This is a genomic window from Sediminibacillus dalangtanensis (assembly GCF_017792025.1).
Lineage (GTDB): Bacteria > Bacillota > Bacilli > Bacillales > Amphibacillaceae > Sediminibacillus > Sediminibacillus dalangtanensis.
This window is the reverse complement of the sequence record NZ_CP046956.1, coordinates 2,678,065-2,703,242: the sequence shown is the minus strand read 5'-3', so window position 1 is coordinate 2,703,242 and position 25,178 is coordinate 2,678,065. Positions and strand designations below refer to the sequence as shown.

Annotated in this window: 27 protein-coding genes and 2 riboswitches; of the genes, 22 read left to right on the top strand and 5 right to left on the bottom strand. The window is 43.4% G+C overall.

Annotated features, from left to right (window positions below):
- The first annotated feature begins 85 nt into the window (after positions 1-85).
- A riboswitch (SAM riboswitch) is annotated at positions 86-199 on the top strand.
- 116 nt (positions 200-315) lie between these two features.
- The 17 genes from ERJ70_RS13580 (at position 316) to ERJ70_RS13500 (ending at position 17,760) form a co-directional block, all read left to right on the top strand.
- Positions 316-1,341 (top strand): methionine ABC transporter ATP-binding protein, encoded by a 1,026-nt coding sequence (locus ERJ70_RS13580; protein WP_209365363.1) that lies wholly within the window; start codon positions 316-318, stop codon positions 1,339-1,341.
- Positions 1,331-1,999 (top strand): methionine ABC transporter permease, encoded by a 669-nt coding sequence (locus tag ERJ70_RS13575; protein ID WP_209365362.1) that lies wholly within the window; start codon positions 1,331-1,333, stop codon positions 1,997-1,999. The genes ERJ70_RS13580 and ERJ70_RS13575 overlap by 11 nt, the downstream gene beginning before the upstream one ends.
- 95 nt (positions 2,000-2,094) lie before the next feature.
- Positions 2,095-2,952, top strand: a complete 858-nt coding sequence (locus tag ERJ70_RS13570) for a MetQ/NlpA family ABC transporter substrate-binding protein (RefSeq protein WP_209365361.1) — start codon at positions 2,095-2,097, stop codon at positions 2,950-2,952.
- Between the two features lie 243 nt (positions 2,953-3,195).
- Positions 3,196-3,336 (top strand): YuzK family famiily protein, encoded by a 141-nt coding sequence (locus tag ERJ70_RS13565; protein WP_209369588.1) that lies wholly within the window; start codon positions 3,196-3,198, stop codon positions 3,334-3,336.
- A 254-nt stretch (positions 3,337-3,590) separates the two neighbouring features.
- Positions 3,591-4,376, top strand: coding sequence for a Fe-S cluster assembly ATPase SufC (gene sufC / locus ERJ70_RS13560; RefSeq protein ID WP_209365360.1), 786 nt, complete (start codon positions 3,591-3,593; stop codon positions 4,374-4,376).
- A 17-nt stretch (positions 4,377-4,393) separates the two neighbouring features.
- Positions 4,394-5,701 carry a Fe-S cluster assembly protein SufD gene (sufD, locus tag ERJ70_RS13555; RefSeq protein ID WP_209365359.1) on the top strand — a complete coding sequence of 436 codons (1,308 nt, stop codon included), beginning with the start codon at positions 4,394-4,396 and terminating at the stop codon, positions 5,699-5,701.
- Positions 5,701-6,921, top strand: a complete 1,221-nt coding sequence (locus ERJ70_RS13550; protein ID WP_209365358.1) for a cysteine desulfurase — start codon at positions 5,701-5,703, stop codon at positions 6,919-6,921. The genes sufD and ERJ70_RS13550 overlap by 1 nt, the downstream gene beginning before the upstream one ends.
- A complete protein-coding gene (sufU, locus tag ERJ70_RS13545) occupies positions 6,911-7,348 on the top strand; it encodes a Fe-S cluster assembly sulfur transfer protein SufU (RefSeq protein ID WP_209365357.1) in 438 nt (145 codons plus the stop codon). Before ERJ70_RS13550 ends, sufU begins: the two co-directional genes overlap by 11 nt.
- A gap of 43 nt (positions 7,349-7,391) precedes the next feature.
- The gene (gene sufB, locus ERJ70_RS13540) at positions 7,392-8,789 is read left to right on the top strand and encodes a Fe-S cluster assembly protein SufB (protein WP_026569563.1); all 1,398 of its coding nucleotides are present in this window, start codon (positions 7,392-7,394) and stop codon (positions 8,787-8,789) included.
- A gap of 245 nt (positions 8,790-9,034) precedes the next feature.
- The gene (locus ERJ70_RS13535; protein WP_209365356.1) at positions 9,035-9,856 is read left to right on the top strand and encodes a sulfite exporter TauE/SafE family protein; all 822 of its coding nucleotides are present in this window, start codon (positions 9,035-9,037) and stop codon (positions 9,854-9,856) included.
- Positions 9,857-9,867: 11 nt separating this feature from the next.
- Entirely contained in the window at positions 9,868-11,268 is a 1,401-nt protein-coding gene (locus ERJ70_RS13530) for a bifunctional metallophosphatase/5'-nucleotidase (RefSeq protein WP_209365355.1), read from the top strand.
- A gap of 51 nt (positions 11,269-11,319) precedes the next feature.
- On the top strand, positions 11,320-11,634 hold the full coding sequence (locus ERJ70_RS13525; RefSeq protein WP_209365354.1) for a YunC family protein: 315 nt from the start codon (positions 11,320-11,322) through the stop codon (positions 11,632-11,634).
- Positions 11,635-11,768: 134 nt separating this feature from the next.
- Positions 11,769-12,869, top strand: a complete 1,101-nt coding sequence (locus tag ERJ70_RS13520; RefSeq protein WP_209365353.1) for an HD-GYP domain-containing protein — start codon at positions 11,769-11,771, stop codon at positions 12,867-12,869.
- Positions 12,870-12,929: 60 nt separating this feature from the next.
- Positions 12,930-13,715, top strand: a complete 786-nt coding sequence (yunB, locus tag ERJ70_RS13515; RefSeq protein ID WP_209365352.1) for a sporulation protein YunB — start codon at positions 12,930-12,932, stop codon at positions 13,713-13,715.
- Positions 13,716-13,769: 54 nt separating this feature from the next.
- Positions 13,770-13,948: riboswitch (Lysine riboswitch) on the top strand.
- 267 nt (positions 13,949-14,215) lie between these two features.
- Positions 14,216-15,778 (top strand): Na+/H+ antiporter NhaC family protein, encoded by a 1,563-nt coding sequence (locus ERJ70_RS13510; RefSeq protein ID WP_209365351.1) that lies wholly within the window; start codon positions 14,216-14,218, stop codon positions 15,776-15,778.
- Positions 15,779-16,138: 360 nt separating this feature from the next.
- Positions 16,139-17,656 carry a sodium-dependent transporter gene (locus tag ERJ70_RS13505; protein WP_209365350.1) on the top strand — a complete coding sequence of 506 codons (1,518 nt, stop codon included), beginning with the start codon at positions 16,139-16,141 and terminating at the stop codon, positions 17,654-17,656.
- Positions 17,656-17,760, top strand: coding sequence for a MetS family NSS transporter small subunit (locus tag ERJ70_RS13500; RefSeq protein ID WP_209365349.1), 105 nt, complete (start codon positions 17,656-17,658; stop codon positions 17,758-17,760). Before ERJ70_RS13505 ends, ERJ70_RS13500 begins: the two co-directional genes overlap by 1 nt.
- A gap of 189 nt (positions 17,761-17,949) precedes the next feature.
- Here ERJ70_RS13500 and ERJ70_RS13495 read toward each other — a convergent pair whose 3' ends face one another.
- Together ERJ70_RS13495 and ERJ70_RS13490 are read right to left on the bottom strand one after the other, a co-directional pair.
- Positions 17,950-18,915, bottom strand: coding sequence for a M23 family metallopeptidase (locus tag ERJ70_RS13495; RefSeq protein ID WP_245207967.1), 966 nt, complete (start codon positions 18,913-18,915; stop codon positions 17,950-17,952).
- Between the two features lie 151 nt (positions 18,916-19,066).
- Positions 19,067-19,684, bottom strand: coding sequence for a YhcN/YlaJ family sporulation lipoprotein (locus ERJ70_RS13490; RefSeq protein WP_209365348.1), 618 nt, complete (start codon positions 19,682-19,684; stop codon positions 19,067-19,069).
- 143 nt (positions 19,685-19,827) lie between these two features.
- Between ERJ70_RS13490 and ERJ70_RS13485 the strand changes: the two genes are divergently transcribed.
- Entirely contained in the window at positions 19,828-20,103 is a 276-nt protein-coding gene (locus ERJ70_RS13485) for a YutD family protein (RefSeq protein WP_209365347.1), read from the top strand.
- A gap of 26 nt (positions 20,104-20,129) precedes the next feature.
- On the opposite strand, the gene ERJ70_RS13480 is transcribed toward ERJ70_RS13485, so the two are convergent.
- Positions 20,130-20,423, bottom strand: coding sequence for a hypothetical protein (locus tag ERJ70_RS13480; RefSeq protein ID WP_209365346.1), 294 nt, complete (start codon positions 20,421-20,423; stop codon positions 20,130-20,132).
- An 82-nt stretch (positions 20,424-20,505) separates the two neighbouring features.
- On the bottom strand, positions 20,506-20,778 hold the full coding sequence (locus ERJ70_RS13475; protein ID WP_245207961.1) for a DUF3055 domain-containing protein: 273 nt from the start codon (positions 20,776-20,778) through the stop codon (positions 20,506-20,508).
- Positions 20,779-20,910: 132 nt separating this feature from the next.
- Here ERJ70_RS13475 and ERJ70_RS13470 point away from each other — a divergent pair, with 132 nt between their 5' ends.
- Both ERJ70_RS13470 and nucF read left to right on the top strand, forming a co-directional pair.
- Positions 20,911-21,348, top strand: a complete 438-nt coding sequence (locus ERJ70_RS13470; protein WP_074598377.1) for a DUF86 domain-containing protein — start codon at positions 20,911-20,913, stop codon at positions 21,346-21,348.
- A gap of 101 nt (positions 21,349-21,449) precedes the next feature.
- Complete coding sequence (nucF, locus tag ERJ70_RS13465) at positions 21,450-22,220, top strand: 5' nucleotidase NucF (protein WP_209365345.1); 771 nt, start codon at positions 21,450-21,452, stop codon at positions 22,218-22,220.
- 270 nt (positions 22,221-22,490) lie between these two features.
- Here the strand turns inward: nucF and ERJ70_RS13460 are convergent, their stop codons facing one another.
- Complete coding sequence (locus ERJ70_RS13460) at positions 22,491-23,000, bottom strand: phosphatidylglycerophosphatase A family protein (protein WP_209365344.1); 510 nt, start codon at positions 22,998-23,000, stop codon at positions 22,491-22,493.
- A 136-nt stretch (positions 23,001-23,136) separates the two neighbouring features.
- Between ERJ70_RS13460 and ERJ70_RS13455 the strand changes: the two genes are divergently transcribed.
- On the top strand, positions 23,137-24,108 hold the full coding sequence (locus ERJ70_RS13455; RefSeq protein WP_209365343.1) for a YutH/CotS family kinase-like spore coat protein: 972 nt from the start codon (positions 23,137-23,139) through the stop codon (positions 24,106-24,108).
- 17 nt (positions 24,109-24,125) lie between these two features.
- Complete coding sequence (locus tag ERJ70_RS13450) at positions 24,126-25,091, top strand: 2-hydroxyacid dehydrogenase (RefSeq protein WP_209365342.1); 966 nt, start codon at positions 24,126-24,128, stop codon at positions 25,089-25,091.
- The last annotated feature ends 87 nt before the right edge of the window (positions 25,092-25,178 follow it).

The following is a 25,178-nucleotide window of genomic DNA, read 5'->3' as shown; positions in this document are numbered from 1 at the left end:
ATTAATGAATTAGCTTGACACCCTACTGTCCTGATGCTAAAATCCTATTTAGCGCTTAAGGAACGACCTAATTAAATATAGCAATCTCTTATCAAGAGAGGTGGAGGGACTGGCCCTTTGAAGCCCGGCAACCGTTAACCAGTTTACTGGTTAAAATGGTGCCAATTCCTGCGAAGCAACGAGCTTTGGCAGATGAGAGAACGTGAAAGTAGTATTACTGCGTCTTTCTGTTCTCTTGTGAACGGAAAGGCGTTTTTTAATGCCCGCTAAAGATATATTAGGTAGTTCGGCAAGTACTGCTGAGGAGGAAGAAAGTTGATCACAATTAAAGGCTTGAAAAAAGTTTATCCGGCCAAGCATCAGGATGTCCTCGCTGTCGATAATCTCAACTTGGAAGTAAGCAAAGGTGAAATATTCGGAGTGATCGGCTACAGCGGTGCTGGTAAAAGCACCTTCATCCGACTGCTTAATCGGCTGGAAGATCCGACTGAAGGACAAATCTATATTGATGGGAAAGAAATTTCCGCAATGAGAAAGCAACAGCTGCGTAAATCACGCCAGGAAATAGGAATGATTTTTCAACATTTCAACTTACTCTGGTCCCGTACCGTTCGTGACAATATTGCTTTTCCTCTGGAAATAGCAGGTATTCCGAAGGGAAAAAGGAGAGCCAGGGTAGATGAACTGATAGAATTAGTCGGACTTAAAGGAAGAGAGGATGCCTATCCTTCCCAATTAAGCGGGGGGCAAAAACAGCGGGTCGGTATTGCCAGAGCGTTGGCCAATAATCCAAAGGTGCTGTTATGTGATGAAGCCACATCGGCGCTTGACCCGGATACGACAGATGCCATTTTGCGGTTGCTTGTGGATATTAATGAAAAATTAGGATTAACCATTATTTTGATTACACACGAGATGCATGTCATTCGCAAGATTTGCCACCGAGTCGCTGTGATGGAGTCTGGCAGAGTAGCAGAGCAAGGCGATGTGTTGGATGTTTTTCTGCATCCGCAACAGCCGGTAACCAAGCGGTTTGTGGAGCAGGTCATGGGGGACAAGGATCAAGAAGAGTCGCTCCATTTACTGGAAAATTATCAGAGCGGGAAAGTCGCCAGGCTTCATTTTGTTGGGGAAACAACCAATCAGGCGTTGATAAGCCAGGTGTCAAAGCAGTTTGATGTGGCTGTCAATATTCTTCAGGGTAAAATAACTCAAACACAAAAAGGGGCATATGGAACCTTGTTTGTCCATATGGATGGCTCTGACGAGGAGATAGCAAGAGCGATTGCCTTTATTAAAACTACCTCTGTTGAAGTGGAGGTGGATGCAGATGCTGAGTGAACTTTTTCCAAACGTGAAAATGGAGGATATTTGGACAGCGATCGGTGAAACATTCTATATGACATTGATATCTCTCGCAGGAACGGTCGTTCTGGGAATCTTGCTGGGACTTCTGTTATTTCTTACAGCCAAAGGTGGTTTGTGGCAGAATAAAATACTGAACTTCCTGGCTGCGGGACTAGTTAATATTTTTCGGGCAATTCCTTTTATTATTTTAATTTTATTGCTTTTCCCGTTCACGGATTTTCTTATCGGCACGATTCGTGGTCCGAAAGCGGCTTTGCCCGCATTGATTATCGGTTCTGCACCGTTCTATGCAAGGTTGGTGGAAATCGGCCTGAAGGAAGTAGATAAAGGTGTAGTGGAAGCTGCAAAAGCGATGGGAGCAAAAACGCACACGATCATTTTCAAGGTTCTGATTCCGGAATCAATACCTGCTCTGGTATCCGGGATTACCGTAACAGCAATTGCTTTAATCGGTTATACGGCTGTTGCCGGAGTGATTGGCGCCGGGGGACTTGGGGACTTTGCGTACTTTTACGGTTTTCAACGGCACGATTTTGACGTGGTGTTTGTCTGTACCGTATTAATCGTAATAATTGTATTTATTTTTCAATTTATCGGCGATTATATCGCAAATAAATTAGATAAAAGATAAGGCAATTTCCATTATACAGTTATCCTGTAGCGGAACGTAGCAATACCGCAGGTGGAAATGGTCAAAATTATAACCAAAAAAGGAGAAATGAACTCATGAAAAAGTACTTATTTTTGTTACTAACTGCTGCAATCCTTGCAGTGTTGGCTGCTTGCGGCAGCTCGGATGAAGGTGAATCGGGTGAAAGTACATCTGGTGAGGGAAGCGAAACAGCAGAAATCAAAGTAGGGGCATCCAGTACGCCTCACGCAGAAATATTGGAACAAGCAAAACCATTGCTGGAAGAGCAAGGTGTTACCCTTACGATTGAAGAATACCAGGACTATGTCTTACCTAACCAGGATTTAGAGGATGGCGAAATCGATGCCAACTATTTTCAGCATAAGCCATATTTGCAAGATCAGATTAACGAATTCGGATATGACTTTGTCAGCCTAGGCGGTGTTCATGTCGAGCCGATGGGTGTATACTCCAAGAACATCTCCAGCATCGATGAGATACCAGAAGGAACAGAAGTGATCATCAGCCGTTCTGTAGCCGACCATGGACGTATTCTCAGCCTGTTTGAAGCAAACGGCTTGATTAAACTGGATGAAAGTGTAGACAAAGTTAGTGCCACAACGGACGACATTGTGGAAAATCCAAAGAATTTGACTTTTTCACCGGACGTGGATGCTGCTACGCTACCTGAAATGTATGAGTCAGAAGAAGATACACTAGTTGCGATCAACACCAATTATGCATTAGAAGCGGGCTTAGTACCAACGGAAGATGCCATTTTTATGGAAGGCGAAGAGTCTCCATATGTCAATCAGGTAGTAGTCCGTTCAGAGGATAAAGATAATGAAGCACTAAATAAGCTGGTTGAAGTATTGCAATCAGAAGAAATCCAAAATTTCATCAGTGAGAATTATGATGGAGCGATTGTCCCAGCAGCTACTCCGGCAGATTGATTTTTCTGAAAACAGCCGGAATCAGCAGAAATCCCCAACATTATTGAAGTTGGATGATTTATGCCATGTATGGCGGAACATAGCAGTGCAGAAAAGTATTTTCCTGTTTATTTGCCGTTTTGGAAGGGTAATGAATCCGTGATACAATTTGATTGTTAGAAAATATAACAACACCGAAAGGAAGGATTCATTATCACAGACAGTGGTATAGGTCTGAATTATACCTCAGAGATGGAGAAGGCCATGCAGCAGAACCATGGAATTGGTTATGCGGAGTATGGAAGAAAGCTTGACAAGAGACTCGAGGTTGAAAAAGAAAGAGAAGACAGCTATCGGCAGAGCCGCCGTGTTGTCGCTGAAGTTGAACGGCAAGTCCATCGATAATATAACGGTGGAAACAAATAAAAATTAAGGCTAAATCCCCTGCTGCTTGTTTTTGGCGGCAGGGGATTTATGTTACATTATAGATAGAGCGATGGGCATAAATACGAGAAGTTAACGGTTGTTGGGCATTAGCTAATCGAAAATTTGAAAATGTTGATAATAGATTCGAAATGATATAAGATTGTAATGAGAATAAATTGAGAATGGATGTAAATCCATTCCAGCATTAATAAAGAGTAACTGGAGGTATTGTTATGGCAGGTTCAACATTGGAAATAAAGGATCTTCATGTATCGATTGAAGACCAGGAAATACTTAAGGGAGTTAATTTGACAATTAAGGGTGGCGAATTCCACGCTGTGATGGGTCCTAACGGAACTGGTAAATCAACGCTGGCTTCCGCTATAATGGGACATCCAAAATACGAAATCACCCAGGGGTCTGTTCTTCTCGATGGGGAAGACGTACTAGAAATGGAAGTCGATGAACGAGCTAAAGCTGGTTTGTTTTTGGCGATGCAATACCCAAGCGAAATCAGTGGTGTAACAAATTCTGATTTTCTTCGTTCTTCCATCAATGCGCGTCGTGAAGAAGGCGACGAAATTTCCTTGATGAAGTTTATCAAAGAGATGGACGAAGCAATGGATTACTTGGAAATGGATAAAAACATGGCGCAGCGTTATCTGAATGAAGGTTTTTCCGGCGGTGAGAAAAAACGTAATGAAATTCTTCAATTAATGATGATAAAACCGGAAATTGCAATCCTTGATGAAATCGACTCCGGTTTGGATATTGACGCTCTGAAGGTTGTTTCCAAAGGAATCAACAAACTTCGTGATGATAACTTCGGGTGTTTGATTATCACGCACTATCAAAGACTGCTGAACTACATCACACCGGATAAAGTTCACGTGATGATGCAGGGAAGAGTGGTTAAATCCGGCGGTCCTGAGCTTGCACAGCGTTTGGAAGCAGAAGGATATGAGTGGATTAAAGAAGAATTAGGCATTGAAGATGAAACTGTAGGGCAAGAAGCGTAACAGGAAGGAGGGGTACCATGACTGTAGAAACAAAACTGCCATACGATCAAGAATATATCAGCCAGTTTTCACAAAAGCATAAAGAACCGGAATGGATGAAGTCATTACGCCTTCAAGCATTGGAAAAAGCTGCTGCGCTGCCAATGCCCAAACCGGATAAAACGAATATCACGAATTGGAATTTCTCCAATTTCAAACATGAGGCAGCTGGAGAGCCGATTCAGTCTTTGGAGGAGCTTCCACAAGAAATTAAAGTGTTCCTTGATTTGGAAAACACAGACCAGAATCTGGTCATTCAGCGCAACCAGTCGGTAGCGTATGCTTCCCTGTCCTCAGAGCTTAAGGAACAGGGCGTTATCCTTACCGATATCTATACGGCAATGGCTGAACATGGAGAACTTGTCCAGCGCTATTTCATGAAAGATGCTGTTGGGGTGGACGAAAACCGCATGACAGCACTGCATGCAGCCTTGATGAACGGTGGGGTGTTTGTTTATGTGCCGAAAAATGTCCATGTCGAAGCGCCTTTGCAATCGATTTTTTGGCAGGAGGATGCTGAAGCGGCTTCCTTCAATCATGTCATTGTCGTAGCAGAAGCAAACAGTTCCCTTACTTATGTGGAAAATTATATTTCGCATAATCAAGAAGAGGAAGCAGTAGCCAATATCGTAGCGGAAGTAATCGCTCATGATAATGCCAAGGTTTCTTTCGGAGCGGTTGATAACTTTGCGCAGGGTACAACAGCATATATCAACCGGAGAGGTGTTGCTTACCGAGATGCAGTAATTGAATGGGCGCTCGGCCAAATGAATGACGGCAACACTGTATCGGAAAATATCACGCATCTCATCGGTGATAATTCCGTTTCCAACGCAAAGACAGTGACTGTCGGACGCGGTAAACAATCGCAGAATTTCACAGCGAAAATTGTTAATCATGGTCTTCAGTCAGATGGTTACATTCTACAGCACGGGGTTATGAAAGACAGTGCTACCTCTGTTTTCAACGGTATCGGGAAAATCGAGCATGGTGCTTCTAAGTCGAATGCTGAACAGGAATCCCGTGTATTGATGCTTAGTAAGGATGCCCGCGGCGATGCGAACCCGATTCTTCTTATCGATGAAGATGATGTTACGGCTGGTCACGCTGCATCTGTAGGCCGGGTCGATCCGATCCAGCTTTACTACTTGATGAGCCGCGGTATTTCTAAACAGGAAGCAGAACGTCTGGTTATCCATGGTTTCCTTGCTCCGGTGGTTACACAGATTCCAATCAAAGCGGTAAGAGAACAGTTGACAGAGGTAATTGAAAGGAAAGTATATTAATGGACGTAAAAGCCATTAGGGAACAGTTCCCGATTTTGAATCAGGAGATAAATGGCCATCCATTGGTTTATTTGGATTCTTCGGCGACTTCCCAAAAACCGGTTTCTGTCATCAAGGCTGTGGAAGATTACTACAAGCAGGATAATTCCAACGTCCACCGGGGGGTCCACACCTTGGGAACAAGGGCTACGGATAAATATGAAGGCGCCCGGGAAAAAGTAAGGAACTTCATAAACGCCTCTAGTACGAAAGAGGTAATCTTCACACGCGGTACCACCACGTCGATCAACACAGTGGCATACAGTTATGCACGGGCCAACCTGAAGGAAGGCGATGAAATCGTCGTGACGCCAATGGAGCATCATAGCAATATCATTCCATGGCAGCAGGCTGCAAAGGCCACAGGGGCAAACTTAAAATATTTGCCCTTGCGACCGGATGGTACAATAGAGATGGAGGACGTGAAGGATACGATTACGGACAACACAAAAATTGTTGCTGTTATGCATGTATCCAATGTCCTTGGAACCATCAATCCCATCAAGGAGATAGCAGCTGTCGCCCATCAGCATGGTGCTGTGATGATGGTGGATGGTGCCCAGAGTGTTCCGCATATGCAAGTGGACGTACAGGATTTGGACTGTGATTTCTATGCTTTTTCTGGCCATAAGATGTGCGGACCTACAGGCATCGGTGTTTTATATGGCAAGAGAGAACTGCTTGAGAACATGGAACCTGTAGAATTTGGCGGAGAAATGATTGATTTCGTCAACCTTTATGATTCCACTTGGAAAGAACTTCCTTGGAAGTTTGAAGGCGGTACGCCGATCATTGCAGGGGCAATCGGACTGGGAGCTGCAATTGATTTTCTTACAGACATCGGCATGGATAACATCCATGACCATGAAGAACAATTAATCGCTTATGCTATGGACCGCATGAAGGCGTTCGACGGGTTGACTATTTACGGACCGGAACAACGGGCAGCGTTGATTACTTTCAATCTTACGGATGTCCATCCGCACGACACGGCGACCGTTTTAGATGCCGAAGGAATTGCAGTAAGAGCAGGGCATCACTGCGCCCAGCCGCTGATGAAGTGGCTGGAAGTGACAGCTACAGCCCGAGCTAGCTTTTATTTATACAATACGCCAGAAGACGTCGATCGTCTTGTGGAAGGACTAAACAAAACGAAGGAGTATTTTGGAGATGTCTTTTGATAATCTCGATACGTTATATAGGCAGGTCATCATGGATCACTATAAAAACCCCCGCAATCGTGGAACATTGGCGGACGATGCTTTGACGATCGATATGAACAATCCGACCTGCGGGGACAGGATTCAAATTCATCTCCAGGTCAACGACGGTATCGTCGAAGATGCTAAGTTCGAAGGGGAAGGATGTTCGATCAGTCTTTCATCCGCATCAATGATGACGCAGGCTATAAAAGGCAAGAAAGTAGACGACGCTTTGAAGATGTCCAAAATTTTCTCGGATATGATGTTAGGCAAAGAAGTGGAAGAAGATGATATAGATTTAGGTGATATCGAAGCTTTGCAGGGTGTTTCTAAGTTTCCTGCCCGGATTAAATGCGCAACTCTGGCGTGGAAAGCAATGGAAAAGGGCGTAGGCGAAGAGCAATAGAAACAACTTTTGGAAGATAATTACCTAATAGGAGGTTTTCGACATGGCGAAAAAAGCGCCCGAAATTGAAGATTACAAGTATGGGTTCCATGACAAGGATATTTCGATTTTCCGCACGGAAAGAGGCCTGACAAAACGGGTCGTTGAAGAAATTTCCCGTCAAAAAGACGAACCACAATGGATGCTCGACTTCAGACTGAAAGCTCTCGAGCAATTTTATAAAAAGCCAATGCCACAATGGGGCGGCGATTTGTCGGAACTGGATTTCGATGAGATCACGTATTATGTAAAGCCTTCTGAGAAATCCGAACGTTCCTGGGATGAAGTACCAGAGGAAATTAAAAATACTTTCGATAAATTGGGAATTCCGGAAGCAGAACAGAAGTATCTCGCAGGTGTTTCTGCCCAGTACGAATCAGAAGTTGTTTATCATAGTCTTCAGGAAGACTTGGAAGAAATGGGTATCGTCTTTAAAGACACCGATACCGCATTAAAAGAAAACGAGGACTTGTTCAAGGAGTACTTCGGAAAAGTTATTCCGCCTTCTGATAACAAGTTTGCGGCACTTAACTCTGCCGTGTGGTCCGGTGGTTCCTTTATTTATGTGCCAAAAGGCGTAAAAACGGACACACCGCTTCAGGCATATTTCCGGATCAATTCGGAAAACATGGGGCAATTCGAAAGAACCCTGATCATTGTAGATGAAGGTGCTTCCGTTCATTACGTAGAGGGTTGTACAGCACCTGTTTATACAACGAATTCCCTGCATAGTGCAGTCGTTGAAATCTTTGTTAAGAAAGATGCTTACTGTCGTTACACTACCATTCAAAACTGGGCGAACAACGTTTATAACCTGGTTACCAAGCGTTCGATTTGTGACGAAAATGCTACCATGGAATGGATTGACGGAAACCTTGGTTCGAAGCTGACGATGAAATATCCTGCAGTCATCCTGAAAGGGCAAGGCGCCCGTGGCATGACCTTGTCTATTGCGTTGGCCGGGAAAGGCCAGCATCAGGACGCCGGGGCAAAAATGCATCACCTTGCTCCGAATACGTCGTCCACCATTGTTTCAAAATCGATCTCCAAGCATGGCGGTAAAGTAACCTATCGCGGTATCGTTCAATTTGGACGGAAAGCAGAAGGTGCCCGGGCCAATATTGAATGTGATACGTTGATTATGGACAATAAGTCAACTTCCGATACCATCCCGTACAACGAGATCTTGAATGAAAATATTTCGTTGGAGCACGAGGCGAAAGTTTCCAAAGTATCAGAAGAGCAGTTGTTCTATCTGATGAGTCGTGGTATTTCTGAAGAAGAAGCGACAGAAATGATCGTCATGGGCTTCATCGAGCCATTTACGAAAGAACTGCCGATGGAATATGCAGTGGAAATGAACCGCCTGATCAAGTTCGAAATGGAAGGTTCTATTGGATAATTGAAAAATTTAATGTAATAATAAAAGGGCCCTGGAATAGGGCCCTTTTTTCATAGTAAAGCAAAACAGAAAAGACTGTGTTATGGTACTAACGTTGTTCTATTTTCTACTAAAGACTTTCTATGACTATTTTCCTCTTTTACAGGCGAGCCACACCGGGTAAACATAAGGGTATAGCATGCAAAACATGGACAAGCTTGCTGGATTATCATACATAACTTTAACAGATAGAAGGGAATCAGACTGTGGTTTACGTTTTAAGTGTTTTAATCGGGTTTTTGACAGCGTTCGTCGGGAGTATTGCTGGGTTGGGAGGAGGAATCATTCTTGTTCCAAGCCTTTTGCTGCTCAGTCAGCTGTTAGATAGTTTCAGCTGGGCAGCGCCGCAAAATATTGTCGGCATTTCGTTGCTGGTAATGGTTTTTACAGGATTGTCATCCAGCATAGCATATATGAAGAAGGGGAGAGTCGATTATCGCAGTGGGAGGATTTTCTTATCCGGAGCAATACCAGGCGGTGTACTTGGCTCATGGCTTAATCAGTTTATCTCGGAAGATGCCTTTTCGTTATACTTAGGACTACTGATGATAGTGTTATCGGCTATGTTTTTTATCAAAAAGAAAGAACCTATTGTTGGTAAGCCAGTCCACAGTAAAGGCGTAGACAGAACGGTTATTATCGACGGGGAAAAGTTTTCCTATACCTACTCCCTGGCAGCTGCTGTTTCCATTGCTTTTGCGGTAGGCATATTGTCAGGTATGTTTGGGATTGGAGGCGGCTCTTTGATCGTGCCGGCAATGATTCTTTTATTCGGTTTCCCGCCGCATATAGCGACGGCGACATCCATGTTCATGATATTATTCTTAAGCTTGATTAGTTCTTCAACTCATATTGTGCTGGGACATGTACCTTGGCAGTATGTGTGGTTGTTTATACCAGGTGCCTGGATCGGTGGTACACTTGGTGCAAAGGTCAATCAATTGCTTAAAGGAAAAACGGTGGAATGGATACTGAGAATATTGTTGGTGGTAATCGGTTTTCGATTAATTTTACAAGGTATTGGATAGGAGATTTTAAGATGGAAGAAAAAATTTTCCTTTATTATACAAACGACTTACACAGTCACTTTGAGAACTTGCCGCAAATCATTGGCCATTTCAATGAAGAAAAAGAAGTGAGAGAACGTAACGGCCAGTCATACTGGCTGATTGATATCGGCGACCATGTCGATCGATCCCATCCAATTGCAGAAGCAATGAAGGGAAAAGCCAATGTACAGCTAATGAACGATGCAGGTTATCATCTTGCCACTTTGGGAAATAACGAGGGCATCACACTTGATCATGAAGATTTATTTCATCTATATGATCAGGCAGATTTTCAATTACTGTGTGCAAATCTGATCAGCATAGATGGGGTTCAGCCAGACTGGTTGAAGCCAGTCTCCTATGCCACCACGGAAAATGGGGTCCGGATCGGTTTCATCGGACTGACGGCTCCCTTTAATGATTTCTATAATCTGCTCGGCTGGAGTGTCGCCAATCCATTCTCGATTATGGAGAAATATCTTCCCGAATTGGCCGAACAGGCAGACATCATTGTGTTCCTTTCCCATCTTGGCATCACAGATGATGAGGAAATAGCGAGACGTTATCCGCAGATTGATGTTATTATCGGAGGACATACCCATCATCTTTTTCGTGATGGCGAGTATATAAATGAAACACTTCTTACTGCAGCAGGGAAACATGGAAAGTTTGTTGGGGAAGTGATTTTGACATGGGACCAAGAACAGCGGAAACTGATTCGAAAAGAAGCCTACGCGAGCAGTACCGATAATCTCCCAAAGGACGAGGAGACGGAGCAAAAGCTGATTGCTTATCAGAATCGGGCGAATGATTTATTGGGGGAAACGGTAACCACGCTGGAGAAACCATTGGAATTTGGTTGGTTCAAGGAAACATTTATTATGAAACAACTTGTCGAAACGTTGAAGGAGTGGACGGGAGCAGAATGCGCGATGCTGAATGCCGGACTTCTGCTGGATAGATTTGAAAAAGGGGACGTGACGTACGGCGATATTCATCGGATTTGCCCACATCCAATCAATCCGTGTCTCGTCACACTACAGGGAGATGAATTGCTTGAAGTCATCCGTGCTTCTTTTACCAAGCAATTTACGGAATTGAAATTGAAAGGTTTTGGCTTTCGTGGCGAAATAATCGGCCGGATGGTCTTTGCAGGTGCCTCTGTGACGACCAGTAAGTTAGCAGATGGCCAAGAACGTGTTGATTATGTAGAAGTGAACGGCAGTCCTCTGGATATGGATAAACCGTATAAAGTGGCAACCGCTGATACGTTTACATTCGGTCGATTGCTACCGGGAATTGCAAAAGCGGAAAATAAGCAGTTTTTCATGCCGGAATTTTTGCGTGACTTATTGGCCGATACGTTAAGGAAAAAAGTGGCTTCCAAGTGACACATATCCTCCTGAAATCCATATAGTATGGTGAAGGGAGTGTGGCATCTTATGATTTCCATTAAGCCTGTTTTTATTGAAGATGTTCCTTTTACGGCGATTCGTGTGGAATTGCCGAAGACCAATCTATTGATTGTTTCGAATGATACCGGATATATTATGTGCGGCGCTCTGGACGTCGATTTGTTAAGCGAAAAGTTGGCAGATCGAAAAGTGATAGCTGCCCGGGCAGTAGGAGTCAAGACAATTGACCAATTGCTTGACGCTCCATTGGAGAAAGTGACGAATGCATCCAGGGAAAAAGGCTGGCAAGTGGGGATGACCGGGAAGGAAGCTTTACTGAAAATTGCCGAACCGGCCGACTGAAAAAATTAGACAATTTCCTACAAATTTAGTTTGATTTCTCCTATAAATCCTCTATACTCTAAATAGAGGATTTTCTTGTTGTCTATACAAGGGATCAGCTGTTTCATTCAAAATGGTGCGGTTAGGAGATAGATATGAGAATTGCAGCAACCAAATCAATTGAACCCGGAACGAAGCTTGCCAAAGCAATATATAACGAAAACGGACAGATATTGATTCAAGAAGATGTAAGTCTGACACAACGCATGTTGAAAAGACTGCAAAAATATAACATAACCTATGTACATATCAAAGATTCCTTAACGGAGGATATCAACATTTCGACTCCGATTCCCGAAAAACTGCGAATGGAAGCTTATCAAACGATCAAGCATTCTTTTTCGGATTTTCAAAGCCAAGGCATCGGGAAAAATTCGTTTGTATTCGAAAAAACGGGGAAACAAATGGCTGATATGGTTGGAAGTCTTATGGATGAGATACAACAGGCGGACCAGGTGGTTTCCATTTTGTCAGATGTTTTTCTGACCGATAACTATGTGTTTTCTCATTCACTCAATGTGACAATCTATTCGCTGGCTTTGGCAACGGAGCTTGGAATGTCGCGTTCGAAGATGGAGGAAATCGGACTGGGGGCAATGCTTCATGACGTGGGCAAAATGTTTATTCCACAGGAAATTCTGCAAAAGCAAGGTAGCCTTTCTGAAATGGAATTTGAAATCATAAAAGGGCACACAGATATTGGCTTCGAATTTTTACGAAATAATCACAACATCCCTTTGCTTGCAGCACACTGCGCTTTTCAACATCACGAAAGACTGAATGGATCGGGGTATCCCCGCGGTCTTACGGAAAAAGACATCCATCCACACGCTAAATTGATCGGTATAGCGGACGTATTCGATGCCGTTACCAGCAACAGAGTATATCGTGATGCGATGCTTCCGCATGAAGGGCTGGAAGTATTATATGCTGGTGCTGGAGACTTGTTCGATCGTGAGTTGGTGGAGGCCTTCCGCCGGACAATCGCCGTTTATCCAACTGGATTGATGGTCGAACTCAGCGATGGAAGAGCCGGTATCGTGGCAAAACAAAATCAGCAGCTATGTGAACGCCCGGTGATTCGCATCTTGGAGGAAGACGGTCATGCTGTATCGGTTCCTTACGAAATAGATCTTGCGGAACATTTGAACCTGATGGTCACCTCCTGTTTTGCGACAGACTTGGCAAAAAGTTAATATAGTAAAAATTCTAACCTCCTGCTTAAAAGCATATGTTTTTTTGAGGGGGTATTTATATTGAAAAAAAATAGGAACTTCAAGAGCCATATGACACCGCCTCCGTTTCGTCATGTATTGGTGGTTACAATTGTCTTTTTTACGATATCCTCCTTTGTCAGTATTTTGATCATCAACCGCGGGCTTGAACCTACGCTGATGGATATTGCGGAAACAAGGGCCCGGCAATATGCCAGAATGGCGATTAACGAAGCAGTTAGCAAAAAAATCGCCGATGATTTGGAATACGATGAATTGATTCAGGAAAAGGTCGACAATGAAGGGAATGCCGTATCGGTAGGCTGGAATTCCGTTGTTACCAATCGAGTGGTACGGAATACGACCAATCGCGTGCAAAATTTTTTAAAACTCTTGGAAAAAGGACAGGTTCCTGATCCGGGAAGTACCCTTGATGTGGAATTGGAACCGGAAGAAAAGCCTTCAATCGAATCGGTCAAAGAAGAACCGACCTTAATACAAATCCCGGTCGGCCAGGCGCTAGGCATCCCTTTATTGGCAAATCTGGGACCTGATATTCCTGTCAATATAGAAGTGATTGGTGATGTCCAGTCGGAACCAATCATGGAGCGGGAAGAACTGGGGATCAATAATGTGTACTTCGCTTTGTATGTAGAAATGGAAGTAAGCCTGCGAGTGGTTGTTCCATTTCAAACCAAAACGACACAAATTAATTCAAAGATAAAGATCGATGATCGGGTAGTCAGCTTTGATGTACCATATTATTACAATGGAAATGGTGGCGGAGAATCGCCGCAACTCTCGATTCCAATGGAACCCTTGCAATAGAAGCCGGCCACTGGTACAATATACGAGGAATTGAATAGCGAGACCTTATCAGATCGGTGAGGTAGAGGTGCAGACAGGATCAGTATCCTTTTGGAGGATGATAACTGGGAAGATTGGTGAAAGGCCTGTTTGCCGAAGTATAAGGGAGTGTCAGCCCCTTATTACTGGTATTATGTCGAACAGGGATAATACTGTCATGTCTGGAAAGAATAGCATGAAGGGCTACTGATCGAAATGGAGGATAACAGAATTGCTTACAGAAGCAGTGATAGGTTATTTTCTATCACTGCTTTTTTCTGTTTAAAGACACATTTCTTGTTTGAAAGTAATTATATAACGCAAGGTGAAGTGGGATCACATCAGGCCGATTCCTTTATTGGCAATACCAATTGCCCAGATGCCTTCACTTACCTTGCGTATGACCAGACAGGTTTTCCTCATTTTTTCTTCAGCATGTCGATCCATTCATTTCCATCACCAAAAAGTAATGGAGGTACAACATGGAAGGAACAATTTATTCATTGATTCCTGCCCTGCTGATGCTTGTGCTTGTATTAGCCACAAGAAAAGTACTGCTGTCATTAGGGGCAGGTGTGTTAATCGGAGCTTTCATGCTTCATGATTTTTCATTGCCGCAAACCGCTGGAGAAATATGGCTTGTTTTCCGAACCATTTTTTATGCGGATGGCGCATTAAATACCGGGAATTTATATTTATTGATATTCTTGCTATTGTTAGGAATTGTCACAGCCTTTTTGACCGCTTCAGGTGGAAGCAGGGCCTTCGGAGAATGGGCAATCCGGAAAATAAAAACAAGAAAAGGTGCTCAGTTGATGCCTGCTGTACTTGGGGTCATCATTTTCATCGATGATTACTTCAACAGTCTGGCTGTCGGTCAAATCGCCCGTCCGTTGACAGATCGTCATCGAATTTCCCGTGCAAAGCTTGCTTATTTTATCGACTCTACTTCTGCTCCGATAACGGTAATCTCGCCGATTTCAAGTTGGGGAGCTTATATTATCGGTACGTTAGGCAGTATATTAGCAGCCAACGAAATGACGCAGTATGGTCCTCTGCAAGCATTTGTCGCAATGATCCCATTGAATATGTACGCCTTTGCGGCCCTTTTGCTGGTGTTCTTGACGGCATTGTTTAAGGTAGATATCGGATTGATGAAAACCCATGAAAACCGGGCGATAGAAACCGGAGAACTGACGGATCCTGAACGAGGAGAGGTAGCCGGCGACTTGGAGAAAAGTTTTGTAGATAATGAAAGAGGGGAAATTCACCATCTTATCATACCGATTCTTTTACTCGTTGTCGCTACGGTTGTATTCATGGTCGGAACTGGGGTAAATAACACGGAGGGACAAGCTGATGTGTTGGACGTTTTCGCTAATACAGACGTCAATCTTTCTCTGTTTTGGGGAGGAGTGATAGCAGCCGTAGGTGCAGCAGTACTGTACAGCATGCAGCACTCTCCGAAAACCGGTATTGGGATTGTTTGCTGGGAGGGTATCAAAGCGATGCTTCCAGCCATCTATATTTTAGTTTTGGCTTGGATGATCGGCTCGATTATAGATAGCCTGGCGACCGGCGAGTACTTGGCAGACCTCGTTCAGCAAGCATCCTTGAATACAGCTTTCCTTCCGTTTCTGATTTTTATTGTTGCTGGTTTCATGGCTCTGGCTACTGGGACATCGTGGGGAACATTTGGCATCATGCTTCCGATTGCAGCAGAAATTGCAGCATTGACTGATGTCGAACTCGTTCTTCCGGCAATGGCTGCAGTGTTGGCCGGATCCGTGTTCGGCGACCATTGTTCACCGATTTCCGATACATCGATTCTTTCTTCGACTGGTGCTGGCTCCAATCATATTGATCACGTCCTGACCCAGCTGCCCTATGCATTTATTGCGGCTATAGCATCGGTAATCGGGTATCTGGTTCTTGGGGTTACTGGCCAGACATGGATCGCGTTATTGCTTACCCTTGCACTTGTTTTGGTAACAGCAATTTATATTCACAACCAAAACAATCGAACAAGCGGTTCAAACAGATAAACGCTAAATGATACTGAAAAAAGCATAGTGAACAAAGTGAAAACCGAACGATAATTCGCAATCGTAAGCGTGCGAACTCGTTCGGTTTTCTTTTTTGAGAGAGGGTCATCGCTATCCTGCTATAGATCCACTTCTAACAAGTCTGGGTGATGAGCCCTCGTACTAATCTAAAGTTACCTCCTATGATTGGAATACTCTTCCAGTAAAAAAGATCTAGAACCATTCTCCTAAATCTTCCTTTGACATTCTGGTTTTGTCTAATATATAATACAAACATAAATATCTGAAAAAAATAAAAATTTAAAACATTCATTAATTATGGAAAGAGAATGTTTTTAAAAAAACAGGGGAGGTTCAAACATGGAGAATCGGTCACAATGGGGAACACGGTTAGGTTTCCTGCTGGCAGCCATGGGATCGGCTATTGGATTGGGGAATATTTGGCGATTTCCTTATACAGCGTATGAAAACGGAGGGGGCGCTTTTTTCCTTCCATATTTATTTGCACTGTTGACGGCCGGAATTCCACTTTTAATTTTGGAATACACCATTGGCCATAAGTTCCGGGGCTCTGCACCGCGCTCCTATAGGAAAATCAGTAAAGGCATGGAATGGATTGGCTGGTGGCAGGTAGTTGTTTCGTTTGTCATTTCTACTTATTATCCGGTTATCATTGCTTGGGCAATTATGTATGCTTATTTTTCTTTCGGACAACAATGGGGTGGAGATGCTACAGGATTTTTTGTTGGAGATTATTTGCAGCTAGGTGATCCGGGCAGTTTCGGTGCCATGGTACCGAGCGTATTATTGCCGTTAATCGCTGTGTGGGTTGTTGCTTTATTTTTCCTAGGCAGAGGGGTTAAAAAAGGTATAGAGGTGGCCAATAAAATCTTCATTCCGACATTGGCTGTTATCTTTTTGATCATCGTTATCAGAGCAGTGACTTTGGAAGGTGCGATGCAAGGACTGGATGCTTTCTTCAAACCAAATTGGTCGGCAATTGCCGATGGCCAGGTATGGGTTGCAGCCTATGGCCAAATTTTCTTTAGTTTGTCCATCGCGTTTGCAATCATGATCACATATGCTTCTTATTTACCGAAAAAGTCCGACATCACCAACAATGCGTTTATTACCGGTTTCGCCAACTCGTCTTTTGAATTATTGGCTGGTATCGGAGTATTTGCCGCATTAGGCTTTATGGCTGTCCAATCCGGACAGGAAGTTTCGGATGTAGCAACCGGAGGGGTTGGTCTTGCTTTTATGGTGTTTCCGGAAATCATCAGCCAAATGCCTGGAGCAGGATTTTTTGGATTTTTGTTCTTCGCGTCTCTTGTACTGGCGGGCCTATCTTCCTTGATTTCCATTTCGGAAACGTATATCGCTGGTATCCAGGAGAAATTCAATGTATCACGAGGCAAAGCCGTTTTATTTGGCGGAGGCCTTGCAGCGATTCTTTCGCTTGCCTTTGCGACGCAGAACGGATTGAATTTGCTTGATACCGTCGACCATTTCATCAATAACTATGGAGTAGCCCTTGCTGGTTTGTTCGAGGTAGTGGCCATTGCCTGGTTCGCAAAATCATTGAAAGATTTTCAAAACCATGCCAATTCTGTTTCCGATATCCCACTAGGGGCTTGGTGGAGAGTATGTCTCGGGATTATCACACCTGCCGTTTTAGGCTGGATGATGCTGCAGAATTTAAAAACAGAAGTTACAGAAGCTTATGAAGGATATCCGATTGATTTCTTGTTTAATTATGGATGGGTAGTAGCTATTGGTGCCATGTTTGCCGGTGCCTTGCTAAGCTTGAAGAAATGGCCCGATCGAGCAGTAGAAACCTCATCAAGTGAATCGGAAGACAAGGAGGTGGCTCAATAATGTCAGGAGGAGCTATAACAATGGCGATTATTGGTGCTGTCGTTATCTGGGGCGGATTGATATCCAGTATACTTTATGCAAGGAAAGTAGCGAAAGCGAAATAAGTTCATGATAAATCCCCTTACCAACACGGTGAGGGGATTTTCGATGTTTTTTGAGCGATAAAACTCAGGGAAGGGGTTATCCGGCTTTTCAGTATCTACTCCTAAAGGTCTTTAGGCAACCCTCTTTGTGGCAATGCACCTCCATTTCGAAGCATTTTCGGAGATTGCTTAGCCTATCTATGCTTTAACTTAATTTCGGGCGTTTCGTTCCCATTTTTTTAAATGGGGATAGGGATCGAAAGACCATTCACTATAACCATTGTCTTTGTACATTCCGTAATGAAGGTGTGGAGGGAATTTTCCGGAAGTACCGGGTGGTCCATATCCCGTTGCTCCCACTGAGCCGATGACGGTTCCTGGTTTTACAACATCACCAACATTTATTCCTTTTTCATAACCGTTCAGGTGAGCGAAATAGTGGTAATGGTTATGGATGTCCCGGATTCCGATCCGCCAGCCTCCGTATTTATTCCAGCCTTTCATTTCTACAACCCCATAGGTGGTTGCTTTTACCGGCACTCCGTAGCCTGCAAATATGTCGGTTCCTTCATGAATTCTCCTGCCGCCGAAACCGCGGGCGTCTCCCCATGTATTTCGGTAGCTATAGTTGGCCTGTAAGGGGAGGGGGAAATCAGTTTTATCCAAGGCGATGGTGCCGAATTTTTCGTATATCTTCGCTATGCTCATGATTGTCTGAACAGTCAATTCCCGTTGGTAATAATTCCATAGGGCAATTTTAATATCCTCTTTATTGTTTCCATATTGATTAATCCAATGGGCCATTGAATACAAAACATCTTCATCATTGTTTTTTTCGGCCAATCCATCCCCATCCCCATCGCGTCCCCAACCGTTGGATACGATGATCATCTCTTCTGAAGTCAAGCCAGGATTGCTGACTCCGAACCAAAGTTCGTTCGGGATGTCGATCGAAATGAGTTGTTCCGTGTTATCTTCTTCTTTTTGAATATTATGCTCATATTGATCAATTGCAGCAAAGTAATACCAAGGGATGTGTGTAATGGCCTGTGTCTTTTTGAAAAGCGCCGTTTTTGCCTGTTTTTCATCTGGTGCGTTTTCTTCAGCTGTTACAGAGGCGGAGAAGAACAAAAAGAAAAGAGACAGTGCGGCAAAGCAAATGATTTTTGATTTCAAGGTTATTCACCCCCCTGGTTTTAAAGTTTTCTGGTATTAGTGTGCGCGAGTAATCCGGAAAGATAATTGGAAACTTATACATTCTCAGGGAGGTTCACAAAGCAAAGGATGCTCCAAAGCCATTGTTGGAACATCCCTTTCTGTTATCGTTTTATTCTGTCATGGCATTATCATCGCGGTCTTTTACATCGGCTTCAGGCCAGCCTTCACCTTGTGGTGCTTCCTTCATGCTTTCCATGATACTGCGGAGTGTATTTTCGTAGTCGTCATCGAGCGTTGACGAATTCTTCAGGCTTTGGATCTCTTGGAAGGATACATCCTTGTCAGAGACAACGATATCGTAGTATCTAGGCATTAACGACATGGCTGTTTTTTTGGCTATGGATGCTGCTTTTTCCCGTTCCATGTTTTCCGGTCTGTGATAAGCAATCAGCACTTCATCGTCGGTTACAAGCGTAGCGGCTTCTTCAAAACCGTCATAGCGAAGAATCATCCTGGTAATGGTATCGGCCATTTTATTTCGATCAACGCTGACCATTTGTCTGCTTTCTTCGTCACTGTTCAGTTCATCTTTTTTATATCGCACATAGCCTAGCTTCGAGGTGACGTCATTTTCATCTACATTGCCGGCTCCCTGTTCACTGTTGGTTTCCGCACCACCCAAGGAACGGTCCACTTCTGGATCAGCCCCCCTGTTTCCAGTGGCACACCCGGAAGCCATGAGGAGGACAACCAACAGCAATGGGAATCTTTTTTGTTTATTCAACATGAGTACCCTCCTGACTTTTGTTTGTTGTTTCCCCTTGATTTAGTTTGGTGATTTTCTTTCGGTTTCATGCTGGGAAAAAACGGAGACGTATTTCTACAAGAAAAAATGTGGTACACTAGAATCAGGCATAAGGAGTGGTTGTCATGATCGAAATCGAGGGCAAAAATTACGAAATAATAGAGAATGTGAAGGATGGCTTCCAGGAAGAAGCGGTAAAACAGCGTTTCAGTGATATTTTAAGCAAATATGACTTTATTGTCGGCGATTGGGGCTATGAACAGCTCCGGTTAAAAGGATTTTATGATAATCAAAATCCCAAAGCGGGTTTTGATTCAAAAATAAGTACGCTTGATGATTATTTATATGAGTATTGCAATTTTGGCTGTGCCTATTTTGTCATGAGGCGGATTGACCAGTAGATGCAAGATTAGAGCCGCAGAAAGAACTATTCCTGTTCTTCCTGCGGCTCTATGTCACCTTTATGATCATGAAGCGGATGTTTAGGTTCCACTTGTCTTGGCAAATCATCATGAAAATCTTTATCGGGGAAGTTAAACGCACTATGAAACCGCTGTTCTTCTTGCCAAGGGGTGCTTTTGTTTTCCACCGGTTCGAACTTGTTGATAGGTGATCCATAAGCACCTTCAGGGACTTCTTCTGCTGCCAAGAAGTTTCTTCTGTCTTCAACTGTAGAGACATCCGAATATTTTTGCTTCTTTCGCTTGTTTTTTTTCCTCATACTATTACCTCCCTACAGGTAGCTTGGCTGAAGAGAGACATGAATATACGAAAAGAATAACTCCAGAAACTTCCTGCATACCTCAATCAAGCACTTCGACTAAAAATTTTCTCAGTTCCTCTGCTCGGACTTCTGTGAGGTGAAACTCATGCTCAAGGTTTCCTTCTTTGGCTGCGTCTTCTTTATCCATGATAGTAAAGCGGTTTCCACCTAAATCGATTACCATTGTTTTTCCCTGATACTGATCAGAATGAACAAGCGCTAGATCGAACCGCTGGTGGTTTGATTTAAAACTGATAAAACGAGTTTTTACTTCCTGGATTTCATCTTTAATAATCATTCGTTCTTCCGCCAATGTTATTCCTCCTAATAAGAAAGCGTTGTCTGTGTACATCATAGCAAAGTTCCTTTTGCTTTTAAACCACTCCCTGTATAGATATAGTTATGGTATGATAAGGACAAATTAGTTGTCGGGAGGGACAAAGTATTGTATTTCGTAGATAGAAGTATTATTGAACGTCATTTATTATATATGGATGGTTTGATGAATGAATTTGATCAACATTCTTACGATTCTTTTTTGGAAAAACTCAGTCTTGAAAGAATGACACACATGGTAATTGAATCGATGCTCGATGTTGGTAACATGGTCATTGATGGATTTATTATGCGGGATCCAGGTAGTTTTTCCGATATCATCGATATCCTGGTGGATGAAACAGTTCTGCCTGCAGAGGAAGCAGATGGCTATAAGCAAGTGATTGAATTGAGAAAAATGCTGGTAAAGGATTACTTGAACATCGACCATGAGGAGATTTTACGGGTTATGAAAACGAATTATGCTTCGATTGAGATGTTCAGTTCCAGAATCAATGATTTTCTTGATAATGAAACGGGTGTGGCCAATACATTTTCTGGTAATTAATTTATCGGCTCTATTAAAATCCCTGCCAATTGGCGGAATTTTTTCCATTATGCCAGTAGCGGAAGAAAATGGACAAAAGGAAGGACAGGTGAAGCACCACCATGAAAAACTATCAGGCTTATTTGGTTGATTTGGACGGCACCATGTACAAAGGGAAGGAGTGCATTGAAGATGCTCCGGATTTTATTGAAAAGTTAAAGAAAAAAACTCTTCCACATTTATTTTTGACGAATAATTCTTCCTTGACCCAGCAGCAGATAGCAGACAAATTGAATGGTATGGGAATAGCTGCCGAAGAGAGGGAAGTTTTTACATCGAGCATGGCAACTGCTGCCTATATCCGGCAGGAGAATCCTGAGGCCACCGTTTTTGCGATTGGAGAAGAGGGCTTGATGGTGGCACTAGAGCAGGAAGGATTCACACTTTCCGATGAAAATGCTGATTACGTGGTTATCGGCATCGACCGGCATATCAATTATGAAAAACTGGCAAAAGCTTGCTTGAATGTTCGCAATGGTGCACAGTTCATTTCTACCAACGGGGACATAGCCATTCCGACAGAGCGTGGCCTTGTACCCGGAAATGGAGCGATTACCGCCGTTGTCTCCACCAGTACCGGGAAACTGCCGCTTGTCATTGGAAAGCCCGAGAGCGGAATCATGGACCAGGCATTAAAAGAGCTGGGCGCTTCTCGTGATGAGACGTTGATGGTTGGAGACAATTATGACACGGACATTTTGGCAGGAATGAATGCAGGCCTTGACACGTTAATGGTTTTCACCGGGTTGACGACCGAGGAACAATTGAAGGATTATGCGGAACAACCGACTTATACGGTGCACACGTTAAAAGATTGGATGGACAAGCTGTGAAAATCAAGAAAAGCCCAAGCGACTTGATTACCGACCATTCTGATTGGCATTTTGCTTACAAGTTACTTTAGGTTTGAATTAAAGCCCTCAAGGGTGGACGCTGGGTGTTTGATAAGGACTTGTTTACTAATAGACGGTTGTTTTGGTTCAAAAGATATAAAGTGCGACGTTGTGATCATTGCTAGTAACTTTATAACAAAAGAAAAGCCAGACCGGTAAGTAAAGTTAGGTCTGGCTTTTGAAATAATGTGTTCAAACGGCTTTTTAGTTTTAATCGATATCTTTTTCATCATTCGCGCTATGCGCCAGCCTGCTTGAAGCAGCGGCAGCAATGGCGCCAACGATGTCATCCAGGAATGTATGACATTCGCCGGTGGATTTATCATTCAATTTTTTTAAAATACCTGGCTTTTGTTTGTCAATATAACCATAGTTCGTAAAACCGATGGAGCCATACACATTGACAATGGAAAAAGCGATGATTTCATCCACTCCATACAAGCTTTCGTCGATTTCGATTGTATGCTGAAGCGGTTCCTCCAATTTCTTCTGCTCGGCAAGGACATCCAGTTGTATGCCTGTCAGGATGGCATTTTGAATCTCCCGTTTGCTCAGCACACGGTCTACATGATGTTTACATTGCTCCAATGTAAGATTCTCATGGTATTTATTTTGTAAGTAATAAACAAGATCGGCAATGTCATCCATGGTTACCCCACGTTCAACGAGCCACGACCTTGCCTTTTGTTCTAATGCAGATTTTTTTGTATTATTCTCCATAGCAAGACACCTAACCTTATGTTTATTTCTACTCCTTACTATACCCTAAGCCAGCATTGATAAATCAAAAAACAAGGTTCGAATTTCCTTCGAGTCTTCATAAGCTGAACTAAAAGCAAAAAGGAGAGAGTGATCCATGCTGGAACTTCTATCCGAATATATCGACGGCTTTCAAGGCAGCGAGGTGACAATTGATGGTATGAAAGGATACCGTCTGGATGAGGATTGTTTCTTTATTATACCAAAATCAGCGAGTGATAAGCGATATTTCGAGCAAAAGGCAGTTGGCGAGTATTTTTTTCAAAATGGGTTTACTCGTTTCGCTATTCCCATCGTAAACAAACAGGGTGATCTATTCACCGAATTTGGAAGTCAACCTTACGTTGTGATGTATGCAAACCTGTCTGAAGAACGGGAATACACAGGACATGGTGCAAATTTGGCTTCGTTTCATCAAATGGGTAGGAATTATCCATACCAGCCGTCTGAAGCGGTTGCCTACGGGCAATGGAAGCAGCTATGGATTAGCAAGCTTACGTTGTTTGATTCCATGTTCCAGCAGCAGTATAACGAACGGCCGGTGTCCCGTTTTCAACGATTGTTTATCGATACATACCCATATGTAAGCGGGTGTACGGAAAATGCCCTTCAATATTTGCAGGAGGCAGAGTCCGAGCAGCGTTTTGACGAAGGGGATGGGGGAAGTTTCACTTTTCAACGTTATTCAGGTCAAGTACAAAAACAAATGATTTGGCCGGATGAAATCGTTTATGACCATGCTGCAAGAGACATCGCCGAGTACATCCGGGGGCTGCTTTTACAACCCGATTCAGCACTGTCCGAGATAGAACAGTTTCTGTCTGAATACCAATCGATCAAGCCGCTTTCCATCTTTAGCTGGCGATTGGTTTACGCTCGATTGTTGTTACCAATTCATTTATTCGATTATTTGGAAACAGGAATTTCGAGTCGGGACCCCGAATTTACTTTCAAGGGATACGTAGAGCTGTTGGAAAACCAACCAGAATATGAGCAAAAAATGAGAACTTTTTTTGCCGATTTGGGCCTTGATGCCGAAGCTTTGCATATCCCTGTATTAGATTGGTAAGAAAGGATGTAAGCAATATGGTAAAACCGTATCTTTATGTGACCCGGAAACTTCCGGAAGAAATAATCAGACCGTTCCGGCGTCAATTTGATATCCAAATGTGGCTGTATGAGGAGAAACCGATCAATCGAGAGGCATTGGAAAGGGAAACGAAACATGCTGATGCCATACTCACCATGCTTTCCGATCAAATCGACCGTTCACTGCTTGAGCAGGCTGAGAACTTGAAAATTATCGCAAATCTCGCTGTCGGTTACGACAATATCGATCTTTCTGCTGCCAAAGATAGGGGAATCACAGTCAGTAATACCCCGGATGTATTGACGGAGACGACAGCAGATTTAACCTTCGCCTTGCTGATGGCAACTGCACGAAGAATTGTGGAAGCTGCTCGCTTCATTGAGCAGGGGTCATGGAATAATTGGGCACCTTTCTTAATGGCTGGGAAAGATGTACACCATAAAACTTTGGGAATAGTCGGCATGGGAAGAATCGGAGAAGCGTTGGCCCGGAGAGCCCGGGGTTTTTCTATGGATGTCCTCTACCATAATCGCAGTCGGCACTTACAGGCAGAAGAATCTCTTGGGGTCCATTATGCTGAGTTTGAATCCCTTTTAGAGCAGGCAGATTATGTGGTGTGTTTGGCACCTTTAACAGAAGAGACCAAGCATATGTTTGACAAGGAGGCATTTTCCAGAATGAAAAAGAGTGCGTTCTTTATCAATGCTTCCCGCGGAAAAAATGTCGATGAAAAAGCATTATATCACGCATTGATCAACGAAGAAATAGCTGGGGCTGGCCTGGATGTTTTTGAAGACGAACCGATTGATTCCAGCCATCCTTTGTTGGCATTGCAGCAGGTAACTTGTCTCCCACATATTGGTTCGGCAACGATCGAAACCAGAAACAGAATGATCGAGCTTTGCTTGGAAAATATCGCATTGGTACTAAGTGGAAAGAAAGCGAAAACATTGGTGATCTGACAGAGGAAGCTTGACTTTTCCGGTTTCTGCAGGAGAAGTGATTATTTTCACAACATTCAAAATCCTCCTTGCTAAACAAGATGCAGA